Origin of the sequence: Paenibacillus sp. Dod16, assembly GCF_049893405.1 — a bacterium.
Lineage (GTDB): Bacteria > Bacillota > Bacilli > Paenibacillales > Paenibacillaceae > Paenibacillus_AQ.
In genome coordinates, this window is record NZ_JBNDYG010000019.1 from 38,114 (window position 1) to 52,110 (window position 13,997).

Here is a 13,997-nt window from a genome sequence, read left to right on the forward strand (position 1 = left end):
TGTAAAACAACGGATCATAGGATCATTAATGAACTTGGTGAAGCCTGCTGTACACGCCGCCGGAATGAATCAATTCCTGATGCGTCCCCTGTTCGGCAATGCCTTCGGAATTGACAACGATAATCCGGTCCGCGCTCTGAATGGTGGTGAGCCGGTGAGCGATCACCAGCGTTGTTCTGCCGACGGACAGCTCAGCCAGGGACTTCTGGATTTGCGCTTCCGTTTCCGTGTCGAGTGCCGAGGTGGCTTCGTCCAGTATAAGAATCGGCGGGTTCTTAAGGAACATTCTCGCAATGGACAAGCGCTGCTTCTGACCGCCGGACAACTTGACGCCGCGTTCCCCAATCACTGTTTCCATACCGTCCGGCAGGCTTCGGATCAGTTCATCGAGCGAAGCACGCCGTGCAGCTTCCCAGATTTGCTGGTCCGTGGCATGTAAGTCGCCATAAGCGATATTGTCACGGATCGTACCGGAGAAGAGGAACACATCCTGCTGCACGATGCCGATATGCTTGCGAAGATTTTGCAATTTGATATTCCGGATGTCGATCCCATCCACCGTAATCGTCCCCTGATCCACGTCATAGAAACGGGGGAGTAGGCTGCAGATGGTGGTCTTTCCCGCACCGGACGGTCCTACAAACGCAACCGTTTCTCCGGCACGGATCGTCAGATGGATGTTATTCAGTATCGTCCGCGATGGTTCGTATCCGAAGGTAACGCCTTCAAAGCGGATATCTCCCCGTACAGATGAAAGGGATACGGCATCAGGCACATCGGCGATCTCCGGCTCGGTATCCATGATTTCCAGGTAACGTTTAAAGCCGGCAATCCCTTTGGGATAGCTCTCAATAACGGCATTGATCTTCTCGATCGGACGGAAGAAGATATTGGAGAGCAGAAGGAAGGCCATGAATTCACCCATCTCAATTTTGCCTTGGATGAAGAACCAGGCACCGCAGATCATGACGAATACCGTGATCAGACGCATCAGCATATAGCTGATGGACATGCTTTTTGCCATCGTTTTATAAGCCAGCAGTTTGGTCGCCCGGAATTGCTTGTTCTCTTCCTGAAACAGTTTATTCTCATGCTCTTCGTTCGCAAACGATTGAACCACACGGATACCCCCGACATTGTCCTCGATGCGGGCGTTGAAATTCCCTACATTACGGAACAGTTGACGATAGGTCGTGGTCATTCTGCCTCCGAACTTAATGATCAGCCATGCCATAAACGGCACGATGATAAAAGTCAGAAGCGCTAGCTCTAAGTTGATGTAAGCCATTAAGGAGAAGGAACCGAGCAGTGTCATAACGGCGATGAACACGTCTTCCGGTCCATGGTGGGCTACTTCTCCGACGTCATTAAGATCATTTGTGATGCGTCCCATGAGATGGCCGGTTTTGTTGTTATCAAAGAAACGGAAGGATAACTTCTGGATGTGGGAAAACATTTTCTCCCGCAGATCCGTCTCGATATTAATGCCGAGCATATGCCCCCAGTAAGTCACGATGTATTGCAGTGCGGTATTCAGCGCATAGATGGAGAGGAGGACGATGCAGGCAATCAGGATAAGCGGCCAATCCTGGCTGGGCAGCAGATCGTCAATGAATTTGCTGACGGCAAGCGGGAAAACAAGCTCCAGCAGTCCGGCAATAACGGCGCACGTAAAATCCAAAATAAACAATCCCTTATAGGGCCTATAGTACGAAAAAAACTTTCTGATCAAGAATTATCACACTCCAAGTTCTACCTCTGTTAGGGTTATTGGTTTAAGATTAGCGGACAGCCATTATGGGGTGTCTTGCGATGGTTTCGTGTCATACAGCTCAAAAGCCTGAATGTACTCCTGAATGATCTGGTCTACCGCTTTCAGCTCTCCGCTGACCACTTCTCTGATGGCTTCAAAGTCCGGGTCATTCACTTGTTTTTTCAAAGTCTCCCGTTTCACAATCAAATTGTCCAAAAAGGAAAGCGCGCGCCCCCGGCGGAACGTCTGCGCCATCTTACCGCCTTCCCTGCCGTAGCCTTCCTCTCGCCGTCTTCCGTGCCGCCCGCCGTGCCGGTGGCTGCTATCACGCTCGCGAGGCTCCGCCCGTTTTTGACCAGATGTATCCTGATCCTCTTGGTGCATATAACATCAACCTCCTTATCAATAATCACGTATACATTTGTATACTATTAAAGTGATTGTATACGTTTGTATACACTTCGTCAATCCATTTTTCTCCATTCAACTGGAAAAATGGAGGAGATTAAAGGAAGGTATGCTATGATGATAATTAGCTGTCCCAGGTGATTGGCATGGATGGATAACAGCACCGGGATCAGGATGAACATGGGAAGGGAGCTGTACACAATGAGCGAACATAATCATGAGTACTGGATGCGTCAAGCGATTGCAGAGGCCCATCGAAACGTTCAACATGTGGAGGGTGGTCCTTTTGGAGCGATTGTGGTGAAGGATGGTCAAGTGATCGGCAGGGGCCGTAATCTGGTTACCGCGCTGAACGACCCGACGGCTCATGCCGAGGTGCAAGCCATAAGGGAAGCATGTCAACACCTGGAGGATTTCCAATTAAAAGGCTGTACGATTTATACCAGCTGCGAGCCTTGTCCGATGTGTCTGGGGGCCATCTACTGGTCCAGACCTGATGCCGTTTATTATGCAAGCACGAAGAAGGATGCGGCTGAGATCGGATTCGACGATCATTTCATATACGATGAAATCGCGATGCCGATGGACCAGCGCTCCATCCCTATGAAGCAGGTTCAAACAGCGGATTATTTGCTGCCATTTCAAGCGTGGAGCGCAGCCGAGCGCAAAGTCGAATATTAACAATAAAACCGGGCTCCCTGCATGGGAAAGCCCGGTTTATTCTTATTTATGGATAGGAATGCCGAAATATGTATAGAGTGCTTCGGTATATTCCCGTGCATTGCCCGGTTTAAAGGTGTGGACGCCGCCGGCTTTGTAAATTCTGAATTCGTCATCATCCACGGTGTTTCTGCCTTCTGCCGTACGAATGGATACGCGAGCCGTTTTGTTAAAAGGCGAATCGGGGGCATACTCGCACCAGAATGAAGTGGTGATGAAATCTCTCGGCAGGTTAGGTTCTTCCGTAAAGGAGAAGACGGGATCCCAGGCTTCTTTTTTCCACTCTTCGAGCATCCAGCCATACGCTTCAGTTTGGACGAGCCGATAGGTCTCGTTCCCCTGGGTCTGCACAAGGCCATCCACCAATTCCAGAGGATGGCGAGGTCCGGCTCCTCCGACGCCGACATCGGCAATATATCGTTGTTCTTCAATATCCACCTGCAGAATATGATGCCGACGTTTAGCAGGCGTATCGGTTTCATCCCGCCAGAAGCGTCCGAAGTAATGAGTGACCTTGAATCCCAGTTTCTGCAGCAGCCAGCCAAACAACGCATTGAGCTCGAAGCAATAGCCGCCGCGATGCCGAGTTACGATTTTATCGTAAAGATCGGGGATATCCAGGGACAGTGGAATTCGATCAAGGATATCGAGATTTTCATAGGGTACGGTATGCACATGCTGTTCCTGCAATCTGGCGAGCATATAAGCGCTGTTTACAATCGGGCCCGTGTATCCAATACGCTCAAGATATGGGTTTACATCCAGGCCATGTATCGGGTTACTCATTTGATCACCGCATCTTTCGTCTTTTGTCAGCTTGGTAGAAGTAAGCCGTATCTAATTATATACTTTATATCATATATTCGGATTTTCTAATAGAGAACAAGAAGAAGGCGGAAGAGGGACTATGCCAATGGATAGCGCGGCGCTTCGGGCAGCTATAGCCCGTCTAGGGGAACACAGCAAGGTTACTTTCCCCCGTTCTGGTACTTGAGTGCATAAAAAGAGGGTGTCCCTTATCACCGATCCTACGGCGAGGGACACCCTTTCTTACGGAATATAGATCAATTCAATATTAACCACAGGTGCAGTTCAGAACCGGTTTACGTGCCGCCGTCGTTTCGTCAAGTCGTTTCACGACCGTGGTATAAGGGGCGCCTACGACAACCTCTGGCGTGGTTTCGGCTTCTTTGGCAATCTGGATCATCGTGTCAATGAAACTGTCCAGTGTTTCTTTACTCTCCGTCTCGGTCGGCTCTATCATAATGCATTCCTCTACGTTGAGCGGGAAGTAGATGGTTGGTGGATGATAGCCAAAATCAAGCAGCCGCTTGGCAACATCCAGGGTCCGCACGCCAAACTCTTTTAGTTTTTTGCCGGATAGCACGAATTCGTGCTTGCACAGGCCCGGGTAGGCAACTTCGTAATATGGAGACAGACGGTGCATCATATAGTTGGCATTCAGCACTGCAAGCTCCGAGACACGGCGAAGTCCTTCCGGTCCATAGGTGCGAATATACGTGTAGGCCCGGACCAGGATGCCAAAGTTGCCATAGAACGCCTTCACGCGGCCGATGGATTGCGGACGATCGTAATCCCAATAATAGGTGCCGTCCTCGCGTTTGGACACGATCGGTTTTGGCAGGAACGGGATCAACAAACTCTTTACGCCGACAGGACCTGCACCGGGGCCACCGCCGCCATGCGGCGTGCTCATCGTTTTGTGTAGGTTGAGATGGACCACGTCGAAGCCCATGTCGCCTGGGCGGGTGATGCCCATGATGGCGTTGGAATTGGCTCCATCATAGTAGAGAAGACCGCCTGCCTCGTGCACGATTTCGGCGATTTCCACGATTTGCTCTTCAAATAGTCCGAGCGTGCTCGGGTTCGTCAGCATCAGTGCGGCCGTATCATCACCAACGACGGCGCGCAGAGCCTCCAGATCAACCATGCCGCGATCATTGGATTTAATCGTGATCGTGTCGTAACCGGCAACCGTTGCGCTGGCTGGGTTGGTGCCGTGCGAGGAGTCAGGAACAATGACCTTGGTTCGTTTCTCGCCGCGGCTTTCATGGTAAGCACGGATCAGCATGAGTCCCGTCCACTCCCCATGCGCACCCGCAGCGGGCTGCAGCGTTACTTGATCCATCCCGGTAAGTGCCGCCAGATCATTCTGCAGGGTGTAAAGCAGCTCGAGAGCGCCTTGAATGCTTTCTTCTGGCTGGTACGGATGAATCTTGGCAAAGCCGGCAAAACGGGCAACGTCCTCATTGATCTTCGGGTTGTATTTCATCGTGCATGAGCCGAGCGGGTAGAAGCCGTTATCGATGCCGAAATTACGCCGCGACAGCTCCGTATAGTGACGAATGACATCCACTTCATATACTTCCGGCAGTTCGGCCGGTTTGCTGCGCAGCAGGCCCTCTGGTATTAATGATGCGGCGTCGATCTCCGGTACGTCGCATTCGGGAAGGGAATAGGCGACACGGCCGGGCTTGCTGAGTTCGAATATCAATGCTTTTTCCGGTTTCATACGATCGCCTCCAATTCACCAATAAATTGGTCGATTTCTTCCTTCGTCCGCCGTTCGGTCACAGCGATCAGCATACATCCTCGAAGCTCAGGGTACGCAGCGCCAAGATCATAACCTCCGATGTAACCTGCACGCAGAAGCTTCGAGTTGATCTCCTTCACGTTCGTTCCTTCAGGCAGCTTTACCACAAACTCATTGAAGAACGGCGAGCTGAATGGAAGGGAGAGGGAGCCTTTGGCGACACGGTCGGCAGCATAATGGGATTTGCGCACATTCAGAAGCGCTGCCTCTTGCATGCCTGCTTTACCTAGGGTGGACATATAAACGGATGCACACAGCGCGAGCAGCGCCTGGTTCGAGCAGATGTTCGACGTTGCTTTTTCGCGGCGAATATGTTGTTCACGTGCCTGCAGCGTCAGTACAAAACCGCGTTTGCCGTCCTGATCGACGGTTTGACCCACAATACGTCCGGGAATGCGGCGCATCAGCGGCTCGGATACCGCGAAGAATCCGCACGTCGGTCCGCCAAGAGAAGCTGGAATGCCGAGCGGCTGGGCATCGCCGACAACGATGTCGGCTCCAAGCACGCCAGGCGATTCCAGTAAACCGAGGGACAGCGGGTTTACGCTCAGGACAAGCAATGCTTTTTTCTCATGAACCAGCGGTTCGATCGATTTCACGTCTTCAATGCAGCCGAAGAAGTTCGGTGATTGCAGAAGGACGGCGGCGGTATCTTCCGTTATGGCAGCGGCGAGCGCATCCTGGTCGGTAGCACCATTGACGATGCCGACTTCCACGACTTCCAGATCGAGGCCGCGAGCCGAAGTCAAAACGATTTCCCGGGCTTCGGGATGGACGGCACGCGATATGACGATTTTCTTCCGTTTGGTTGCACCGCTGGCGAGAGCCGCAGCCTCAGCAAGCGCCGTGGAACCGTCATACATGCTGGCATTGGCCACTTTCATGCCGGTCAATTCACAGATATAGGATTGAAATTCAAAAATCGCTTGCAGCTCGCCTTGGCTGATCTCCGGTTGGTATGGCGTATACGCCGTGTAGAATTCAGAGCGGGAAATCACATGATTGAGCACAACCGGAATATGGTGGTCGTACAAACCGGCCCCGAGAAAGCTTGTATAACGGTCAAAATCGGCATTTCGGTCCGATAGGTCGCGCATATGCTTCAGAAGTTCAGGCTCACCCAGCCGTTTTGACATGGGGAGGACGCCGTTGTAACGGACCGCTTGGGGGATATCGGCAAACAGATCTTCGATCGTTTCCGCGCCGACCGCAGCAAGCATATCGGCTTGATCCTGATCCGTCATAGGCAAGTAACGATGCTTCATGTTAAGGCAGCTCCTCTTTTGTAGAATGGTGTCTTTACTACTTTGGCTTTTAACTTCTTACCGCGGATCTCAACCCATACCTCGGTATCGAGGCTCGTATATGGCGTTTCGATCAAGGCCAATCCGAGATTTCGCTTGAGTGAAGGGGATTGGGTACCGCTGGTCACTTCACCGATGGGTTCTCCTTCATGGTTGTATACGGGATAGTGGGAGCGCGGGATACCGCGATCGATGAGTTCAATGCCGACCAGCTTACGCGGCACACCGTCTTGCTTCTGCTGTTGAAGCGCTTCCCGACCGATGAAATCGCCGCTGTCCAGCTTCACAAAGAACCCGAGACTGGCTTCAAGCGGAGAGATCGTGCTCGAAAGCTCTTGGCCGTACAATGGCAGTTTCGCTTCGAAACGGAGTGTATCACGTGCGCCCAGTCCGGTTGGAACAAGGCCATGTGGTTCTCCGGCGGTTAAGAGCTCTCTCCAAATTGCGGGAGCATCCTCAGCGGAGCAATAAATTTCAAAGCCGTCTTCTCCGGTATAACCGGTACGGGACAGTAGGGCGGAGCAGCCGCAAACCTGTGCGTTCTGGATAAAATGGAAGGAGGGGAGTTCGTCTAAGACCTCAGTCGCGGCCTGTGACATGATGTTCACGGCCGCAGGTCCCTGAAGTGCAATCAGAGCCGTCTCAGCGGACACATTACGGATGGTGACATCACCTGCAAGATGGTCTTGAAGCCACTGGAGGTCTTTGTCGATGTTGGATGCGTTAACAACCAGCATAAATCGGTCAGCCGACAGTTTATACACAAGCAGGTCATCTACCGTACCGCCGTTGTCGTAACACATCAACGTGTATTGGGCCTGACCCATCGATATGCGGGTTACGTCATTCGTGGTCATCTTCTGGATAAATGCTTCAGCGTCTTGTCCGGTGACGATAAATTCACCCATATGGGAGACGTCGAACAGGCCGGCGTGCTTGCGTACGGCTTCATGCTCTTGCACAATGCCTGAAAATTGCACGGGCAGTTCCCAGCCGCCAAAGTCGATGCAGCGGGCAGAAGGAAAATCGGAATAAAGCGGGTAAAGCGGTGTACGTTGTAATGAACTCATCTCTTCACCTCTTCGAAWTGGCATGATCAATCGGGGAAACACCAAAAAAGGACAGACAGAAGGATAACAAGTCGTGCTGAAAAAAGCCCGCTCGTTGCGTAATCCTTCTACTCTGTCCTTTGTACCTGAGAGTTACCCCACATGTCATGTAAGTATAATGTCAAGCGTGTGTGAGTTTCCCCGTGGGTGATTCTACATTCAGAATTCTCTCCAGAGGTGCGTCCGGTAAAGGTCCTTTTGCCTGAGAGATTCACCGTGTTACGGCTTACTCCTTCGGCGCTACCTGTCAATCCTGTCGGTAATCTCTCCCGCTACCATCATCCGCGTGAAAATTATTGAGTTGTCATCATCTTCCTTGCGTTCTTGTGATTATTATAAACGTGTCTCGCCATAAAGTGTCAACCTTTATTTCACTAAAATATTTTCAATCTTAAAATTTTTGTCAGATATCTTGACATCACTTCGTCCCTGTTTTATTCTGTGGGAGAATAAGCCAACCGAATATGCGGATGACGATGGATGGGAGAGACCGCCTCGCGAAGGGTGAAACCTTGGCGGCACCGAAGGAGCAAACCGTTACGCCCGCCAGGCTGACGAGTAATCTCTCAGGTAAACGAACCGCCATCTGACGCAGCTCTGGAGAGTGCGCAAGCCACCCAAGGGGAAAGATCGGACCATAAGAAGCGGTCGATCATAAACTCTCAGGTACCGAGGACAGAGAGAAGGCAAATGCCTTTTTTCGCGTCCTTTTTTTTCATTTATTTACCTTAATTTCATTTCTTTAAGAAAAGAGGAGTATCCGTAAATGAGCGAAATCAGAGAGAATTTGGTCTACAGCGACGATCATGAATGGGCATTGAAGGTAGATGGTAATGTGGTGCGCGTCGGTATTTCCGATCATGCGCAATGTCAGCTGGGCGATATCGTATTCGTTGAACTCCCCGAGACCGGCGCTGTCGTTGCCGCAGGTGACAGCATCGGTACCATTGAGTCGGTCAAAACCGTATCGGAACTGTATTCCCCTGTTTCAGGTACCATCACGAAAGTGAATGCTTCTCTGGAAGACCAGCCGGAGCTTGTGAACGAAGAGCCGTACGAAGGCGGTTGGATCATTGAGGTTGAGGTGGAAGGTGACCTGGAGGAAGCACTCGGAAAGCTGCTGACTGCAGAGGCATATCGTGCAAAAGTGGATTAAGGATTGAATCATAACATTGCATAATGAAACATAACGGCTGCTACTCGTAATGAGGTTTACGAGTGGCAGCCGTTTTAAATGATGGTGCTAATCCTTGGAACCTTGAAGGGTTCGATATCAAGTGCTTGAAGCCACACGGCGCGCGATCCGGTGTGCTCGAAGCTCAGGCAGATTCAAGATCAGTATTCCGCCGATGATGAGCAAGCTGCCAACGATGGAATAAAGAGAAATCGCTTCGCCGTACAGAAATGCGCCTAATCCTAACGCGATGATCGGAGAAACAAAGAGCCAGGTAGACGGAAAAAAGGCATTTGTTGCTTTTAGCAGCCAAGCATACAGACTATGCCCCAGCATCGAGCCGACTATCGTTAAATACAAGACAGAACCGAGGGCTGGCAGCGTTAGAATACCATTCCATTGTACCTGTTCACTGAACAGGGATAACAGCAATAGGGCAGCGCCGCCATACATCATCTGCACCGCATTGATAATAATTGGCGAGATATCCGGCATGTCAAAGGATAATTTTCGGGTAGCGAGGGAGCCCACGCTATAACCGATTTCGCCTATAAGAATGGCGATGCAGCTCAGAATCCAGATGAGGTCGCTCCCCATTGCTATCTCGGGCATGATAAGCAAACATACTCCCGCAAAACCGACCCCGCACCCCCAATAATCACTGCGCCGGGCATTCTTTCGCATTACAACCGATTGAATCATCAGAATCATCATGGGGCCTGTTGCCGATAGGATGGCAGCGATCCCTGAGGACACGTGCTGCTCGGCCCAATATAGCGTTGCAAACGTCAAGAATGTACTGGTCATCCCGATTAGAAGGAATTCCTTGCGCAGGAGAAGGCTTGGTTTTGCCTTCCGCTGCAATACCATCCACAGGAAGATGATGGCGCCCGCGAGAAGAAACCGGAGTCCCGCCGAGAGAAACGGCGGCAGTCCTGCTTCAACGCCAATCTTGATGGCGAGAAAGGTCGTGCTGAATATGGCGCACATAAGCAAGTAGTTAAAAATAATCATGTAGCATCCTCCTTTTTCTATACTATAATAGGTAGTTAATAGAACAGATTGGTGGTTGGTAGAACAGATATGTTCTATATCGGATCGGGGGAAAAACAGATGGAACTATCAACGCTGGACGACAAACATCAAGGTAAGCGGACATTGCAGCAGTCGGTCTATGACACCATTCGAGAAGGAATTGCTCAGGGAGAGTGGAAGGAGACTGAAAGAATCCCGTCCGTGAGAGCGATGGCCGAGCGTTTGAACGTTCACCGGTTAACGGTGCTGAAGGCTTATCAGCGGCTGCTTGAAGACGGGATCGTGGAAGTGAAATATAAATCAGGATATTTCGTAGCGGCTAAGGCGCCTGCGACATTGCCGGAACTCTATACATCCAGCCGGTCTTGGGAATATCAGGCGAAATCGATATATGTCAATCGCAGCCGCTTGTCCGACATTCACAGACATCAGGTCGATTACCAGATGTCGGAAGCGCTGATTGATCCTGCGCTGCTGCCGAACGCGTTCCTGTCCAATCACGTGAAACAAGTGTTTGACATGTATCCGAAGGTATTAAGCACGTATTCTTCCGTGTCCGGAGATTTGGAGCTGCGCGAGGAGATGGCCCGGTACTTTATGGACAAACAAGGCATATCGGTCCATCCGGATGAGCTGCTCATTACGACGGGATCCCAGCAAGCGATCGACCTGATCTCGCGTTCGCTTGTCAAAAGCGGAGATTCGGTGTTGATTGAGCGGCCGACGTATAGTCCGGCGATCGATGTTTTTGTGCAGCAAAATGTCAAGCTGCTTCCCATTGAGATTATGCCGGAAGGATATGACCTGGAGCAGATTGAATGTCTTATGCGGACGGAGAAGCCGAAGCTGTTCTATATGAACCCGACCTTTCAGAATCCGACAGGCTACACGGTGCCGATTACGCAGCGCAAGGCGCTGGTTGAACTGGCGGAACGATATCAATGCATTCTGGTGGAGGATGAGGTCTATCACGACATTTATTTTGGAGATCCGCCGCCGCTGCCCTTTTTTTATTATGATACCGAGGGCTATGTCATTCACATTCGAAGCTTCAGCAAATATGTGGCCCCTGGCTTGCGGATATCGGTGCTGGCGGCACGTCCGGAGCTGATGAATGTCATCCTGCCGACCAAGGCGCTGTCGGACAACGGGACGCCGCTGCTGACGCAAAAGATTTTCCAGTACTATTTCTTCTCGAGCAGACTTCAGGAGCATGTGGCCAAGCTGCGGATTGCCCTGGAGCTTCGTAAGGATAAGATGGAGAAGCTGCTTGAGCCTACAGAATGGCGATGGAACAGCCCCGGCGGCGGCTTGAATCTATGGATACAGCTGCCGGAAAACATCAACGTGGATGCGTTGTTGCGGCAATGCCTGGCGGAATCCGTAGCTTTTGTGCCGGGGCGTATATGCGACCCGCTGGATCAGATGGATTCGTGGATCAGACTCAGCTACTCCTATATCAGCGAAGTTCAGCTGGAAGAGGGAATTCGTCGTCTCGTCGAGATTTCGGAGCAGGTGAAGCATGGCTCGTTGGCATGAACAATTACGTGAGTAATGAATTTCTTCTCGAAGTCATGTAGAGATCATGTCTGCCGATAAATACGGAATATTTTAAAAAAACGGTCTGATTGAATGTCACAAAAACTGCCCTTTTCTCGTGTTATATGCAAAATCGCATAAAACAAAAGGAGATGGGTTGTCTCATGAAGGATCTAACATGTATTGTCGTTGGTGGAGGCTTTGCAGGTATACATGCTCTAAAAGCGATTCATAAAGCTTGTCATAAAGGAATAGGCGGAAGGAAGCTGCGCCTGATCCTGATCGATATGGGTTCCGCCCATGTGCGGAAAGTGCTGCTGTTCCGTCCTGCAGTGAGTGAAGAGGGGATTACCGTTCCTTGGGAACAGGTCATGCCGGAAGGTACCCGTTTCATACAGGGCAGGGTGATCGGCATGGATAAGGAGAGCAAGCAGCTGACTTTGGAAGACAGCACAGGTCTGGAACATAAGCTGGAATATGATGTCCTTGTGGTGGCCATAGGAAGCATCGTGCGGCAGGCAGCACCGGAACAAGGCGGAATATCGCTGACAGGCTTGGAAGCGGCGGAGCGGATCCGGGAACGGTGGCACGCAAACCTTAAGTTGGCAGTAAAGGAAACGAATGCGCAGGAGAAGCAGCGGCTGATGAGTGCAGCCGTCGCTGGTGCCGGCATAACGGGCATCGAAACGTCAGCCGAGATGGTCCACGCCATGCGGACAGAGGCGGTCAAGCTTGGTTTAGATCCGAAGTTAATCCGTGTGCACCTATTCAATTCTCAGGAACGGTTGTTCCTGGAAGGACCTGCGAAGGTGGCGCATCGGCTTGAACGATATCTAACCGATCTTGGCGTAGTCCTTCATCATGGAAGAAGAGTGATCAAAGAGGAGCTGGGGCTGGTTCATGTCAACGATGGATCTCCGATCCCTGTGGGCCTAACGGTATGGACGCTTGGCCTCACTCCTAACCCCGCGCTCCTCAGCCTCGGACTGCCGGTTACGATGGACGGTCAAATCGTTGTAGATGAAAGCTATCGTGTCAAAGATGCCCCGGGAGTATATGGCATCGGCGATTGCGCGCATGTGGTTGATCCCGCTAACGGTGCTGCCGACCGGATGACATGCAAGGAAGCGATCCCCCAAGCGACGCGACTTGGCGGCATTGTGCATGCGGATTTGATCGATGCGCCTGCAGCCAAGCATAAGAGTGTACCGGAGGGTTATACGGTCGGTCTGGGGCCAGGACATGGGTTAGTCTGGTCGCGTACCTGGGGAATGGATATTATGATCACAGGAAAGCTGGCTTACAAGGTCAAATCGTTCATGTGGAATTATTCCAGCATGGTTCGATAAATTAGCAGCAATCCTGCTTGAAAGGAATGAAGAAACGGAATGTTAGAGCTGTATGAGCAGTATAAGGGGCTCCTGTTTCATCTTGCTTATCAAATGACCGGAACGGTGTCGGACGCAGAGGACGCGGTACAGGATGTGTTCGTGAAAGTTCACAGTCTTCCCCCGGAGAAGCTGGAGGAGCCAAAAGCTTATCTGTGCAAAATGGTGACGAATCGCTGCATCGACGAAATCAAGTCAGCTCGAAATCGAAGAGAGCAGTACTACGGGCCCTGGCTTCCGGAACCGATCCCGGAAGCCTATAGCGAGTCCTATGAAGCCGTCGAAAATCATGAACTGCTCTCCTATGCCATGCTGGTTCTGCTGGAGCGGCTGTCTCCTTCGGAGCGGGCCGTGTTTGTTCTGCGGGAAGCGCTTGGATTCGATTATCCGGAAATCGCCGGACTGATCGATAAAACCGAGGCGAACTGCCGCAAGCTTATGAGCAGGGCGAGAGGTAAGATGGGGATCACGGAGGACGATCTGATTGGCGTGGGGTCCATGGCAGAGGAATGGGTGAGCCGGTTCTTCACGGCCCTATCCGAAGGAGATGCCGAACATGTCCTATCCCTGCTAGCGGATGATGCTGTATTGTTGTCCGATGGCGGCGGTAAAGTGATCGCAGCTGCGAGACCGGTCGAGAGCAAGGAGCGGGTTGCCCGTTTCCTCATCGGCATTCTTCACCAAGCGCAGCTGGAGGATGGAGTAGCGCCGGAGATCGAGGTAAAGGAACTGAACCATCAAACCGCTGTTATATTCCGCCAGGGAGGAAGTGTTACCGGCGTTATCTTTGTCAATATTCGGAACGGATTGCTGCAAAATATTTATATTGTGAGGAATCCGGATAAACTTGAGGGGATTTAAGTTTAGGCTAGGAACATCGACGAAGTACATTCAGAGCAGTCCGCCTCTAGGGAAGGGGCTGCTTTTTTTGCTGGAAACCGGAGGTGCAGGCG

12 protein-coding genes and 3 riboswitches are annotated in these 13,997 nt (G+C 51.4%); of the genes, 5 read left to right on the top strand and 7 right to left on the bottom strand.

Features of this window, described 5'->3' with window-relative positions; genetic code table 11:
* Positions 1 to 25: 25 nt before the first annotated feature.
* Entirely contained in the window at positions 26 to 1,732 is a 1,707-nt protein-coding gene (locus tag ACPV3A_RS15730; protein ID WP_071218525.1) for an ABC transporter ATP-binding protein, read from the bottom strand.
* A gap of 63 nt (positions 1,733 to 1,795) precedes the next feature.
* Positions 1,796 to 2,137, bottom strand: coding sequence for a hypothetical protein (locus ACPV3A_RS15735; protein WP_426200198.1), 342 nt, complete (start codon positions 2,135 to 2,137; stop codon positions 1,796 to 1,798).
* A gap of 225 nt (positions 2,138 to 2,362) precedes the next feature.
* Between ACPV3A_RS15735 and ACPV3A_RS15740 the strand changes: the two genes are divergently transcribed.
* A complete protein-coding gene (locus ACPV3A_RS15740) occupies positions 2,363 to 2,842 on the top strand; it encodes a nucleoside deaminase (protein WP_194543187.1) in 480 nt (159 codons plus the stop codon).
* 42 nt (positions 2,843 to 2,884) lie between these two features.
* On the opposite strand, the gene ACPV3A_RS15745 is transcribed toward ACPV3A_RS15740, so the two are convergent.
* The 4 genes from ACPV3A_RS15745 to gcvT all read right to left on the bottom strand — a co-directional run bounded on the left by ACPV3A_RS15745 (position 2,885) and on the right by gcvT (position 7,869).
* On the bottom strand, positions 2,885 to 3,667 hold the full coding sequence (locus ACPV3A_RS15745; RefSeq protein ID WP_426200199.1) for an arylamine N-acetyltransferase family protein: 783 nt from the start codon (positions 3,665 to 3,667) through the stop codon (positions 2,885 to 2,887).
* Positions 3,668 to 3,956: 289 nt separating this feature from the next.
* The gene (gcvPB, locus tag ACPV3A_RS15750; protein ID WP_426200200.1) at positions 3,957 to 5,414 is read right to left on the bottom strand and encodes an aminomethyl-transferring glycine dehydrogenase subunit GcvPB; all 1,458 of its coding nucleotides are present in this window, start codon (positions 5,412 to 5,414) and stop codon (positions 3,957 to 3,959) included.
* Complete coding sequence (gcvPA, locus tag ACPV3A_RS15755; protein WP_194543184.1) at positions 5,411 to 6,760, bottom strand: aminomethyl-transferring glycine dehydrogenase subunit GcvPA; 1,350 nt, start codon at positions 6,758 to 6,760, stop codon at positions 5,411 to 5,413. Before gcvPA ends, gcvPB begins: the two co-directional genes overlap by 4 nt.
* Positions 6,757 to 7,869 (bottom strand): glycine cleavage system aminomethyltransferase GcvT, encoded by a 1,113-nt coding sequence (gene gcvT / locus ACPV3A_RS15760; protein WP_426200201.1) that lies wholly within the window; start codon positions 7,867 to 7,869, stop codon positions 6,757 to 6,759. Before gcvT ends, gcvPA begins: the two co-directional genes overlap by 4 nt.
* A 110-nt stretch (positions 7,870 to 7,979) precedes the next feature.
* A riboswitch (glycine riboswitch) is annotated at positions 7,980 to 8,085 on the bottom strand.
* 3 nt (positions 8,086 to 8,088) lie between these two features.
* A riboswitch (glycine riboswitch) is annotated at positions 8,089 to 8,190 on the bottom strand.
* A 188-nt stretch (positions 8,191 to 8,378) separates the two neighbouring features.
* Positions 8,379 to 8,500, top strand: a riboswitch (glycine riboswitch).
* Between the two features lie 174 nt (positions 8,501 to 8,674).
* Here gcvT and gcvH point away from each other — a divergent pair.
* Positions 8,675 to 9,064 carry a glycine cleavage system protein GcvH gene (gene gcvH, locus ACPV3A_RS15765; protein ID WP_071218519.1) on the top strand — a complete coding sequence of 130 codons (390 nt, stop codon included), beginning with the start codon at positions 8,675 to 8,677 and terminating at the stop codon, positions 9,062 to 9,064.
* Between the two features lie 117 nt (positions 9,065 to 9,181).
* Here the strand turns inward: gcvH and ACPV3A_RS15770 are convergent, their stop codons facing one another.
* The gene (locus tag ACPV3A_RS15770; protein WP_426200202.1) at positions 9,182 to 10,096 is read right to left on the bottom strand and encodes a DMT family transporter; all 915 of its coding nucleotides are present in this window, start codon (positions 10,094 to 10,096) and stop codon (positions 9,182 to 9,184) included.
* A 99-nt stretch (positions 10,097 to 10,195) separates the two neighbouring features.
* Here ACPV3A_RS15770 and ACPV3A_RS15775 point away from each other — a divergent pair, with 99 nt between their 5' ends.
* From ACPV3A_RS15775 to ACPV3A_RS15785, 3 genes are all read left to right on the top strand, one after another.
* On the top strand, positions 10,196 to 11,656 hold the full coding sequence (locus ACPV3A_RS15775) for a PLP-dependent aminotransferase family protein (RefSeq protein ID WP_426200203.1): 1,461 nt from the start codon (positions 10,196 to 10,198) through the stop codon (positions 11,654 to 11,656).
* Between the two features lie 164 nt (positions 11,657 to 11,820).
* Positions 11,821 to 13,005: an NAD(P)/FAD-dependent oxidoreductase gene (locus ACPV3A_RS15780; protein ID WP_220684889.1), complete on the top strand. Its 1,185-nt coding sequence runs from the start codon at positions 11,821 to 11,823 to the stop codon at positions 13,003 to 13,005.
* Between the two features lie 39 nt (positions 13,006 to 13,044).
* A complete protein-coding gene (locus ACPV3A_RS15785) occupies positions 13,045 to 13,905 on the top strand; it encodes an RNA polymerase sigma-70 factor (RefSeq protein WP_426200204.1) in 861 nt (286 codons plus the stop codon).
* Positions 13,906 to 13,997 lie beyond the last annotated feature (92 nt).

Excerpts from the sequence above, each read along its gene's own strand:
- ACPV3A_RS15735 (WP_426200198.1), bottom strand. The coding sequence starts at position 2,137 with ATGCACCAAGAGGATCAGGATACATCTGGTCAAAAACGGGCGGAGCCT.
- ACPV3A_RS15740 (WP_194543187.1), top strand. The coding sequence starts at position 2,363 with ATGAGCGAACATAATCATGAGTACTGGATGCGTCAAGCGATTGCAGAG.
- ACPV3A_RS15745 (WP_426200199.1), bottom strand. The coding sequence starts at position 3,667 with ATGAGTAACCCGATACATGGCCTGGATGTAAACCCATATCTTGAGCGT.
- gcvPB (WP_426200200.1), bottom strand. The coding sequence starts at position 5,414 with ATGAAACCGGAAAAAGCATTGATATTCGAACTCAGCAAGCCCGGCCGT.
- gcvPA (WP_194543184.1), bottom strand. The coding sequence starts at position 6,760 with ATGAAGCATCGTTACTTGCCTATGACGGATCAGGATCAAGCCGATATG.
- gcvT (WP_426200201.1), bottom strand. The coding sequence starts at position 7,869 with ATGAGTTCATTACAACGTACACCGCTTTACCCGCTTTATTCCGATTTT.
- gcvH (WP_071218519.1), top strand. The coding sequence starts at position 8,675 with ATGAGCGAAATCAGAGAGAATTTGGTCTACAGCGACGATCATGAATGG.
- ACPV3A_RS15770 (WP_426200202.1), bottom strand. The coding sequence starts at position 10,096 with ATGATTATTTTTAACTACTTGCTTATGTGCGCCATATTCAGCACGACC.
- ACPV3A_RS15775 (WP_426200203.1), top strand. The coding sequence starts at position 10,196 with ATGGAACTATCAACGCTGGACGACAAACATCAAGGTAAGCGGACATTG.
- ACPV3A_RS15780 (WP_220684889.1), top strand. The coding sequence starts at position 11,821 with ATGAAGGATCTAACATGTATTGTCGTTGGTGGAGGCTTTGCAGGTATA.
- ACPV3A_RS15785 (WP_426200204.1), top strand. The coding sequence starts at position 13,045 with ATGTTAGAGCTGTATGAGCAGTATAAGGGGCTCCTGTTTCATCTTGCT.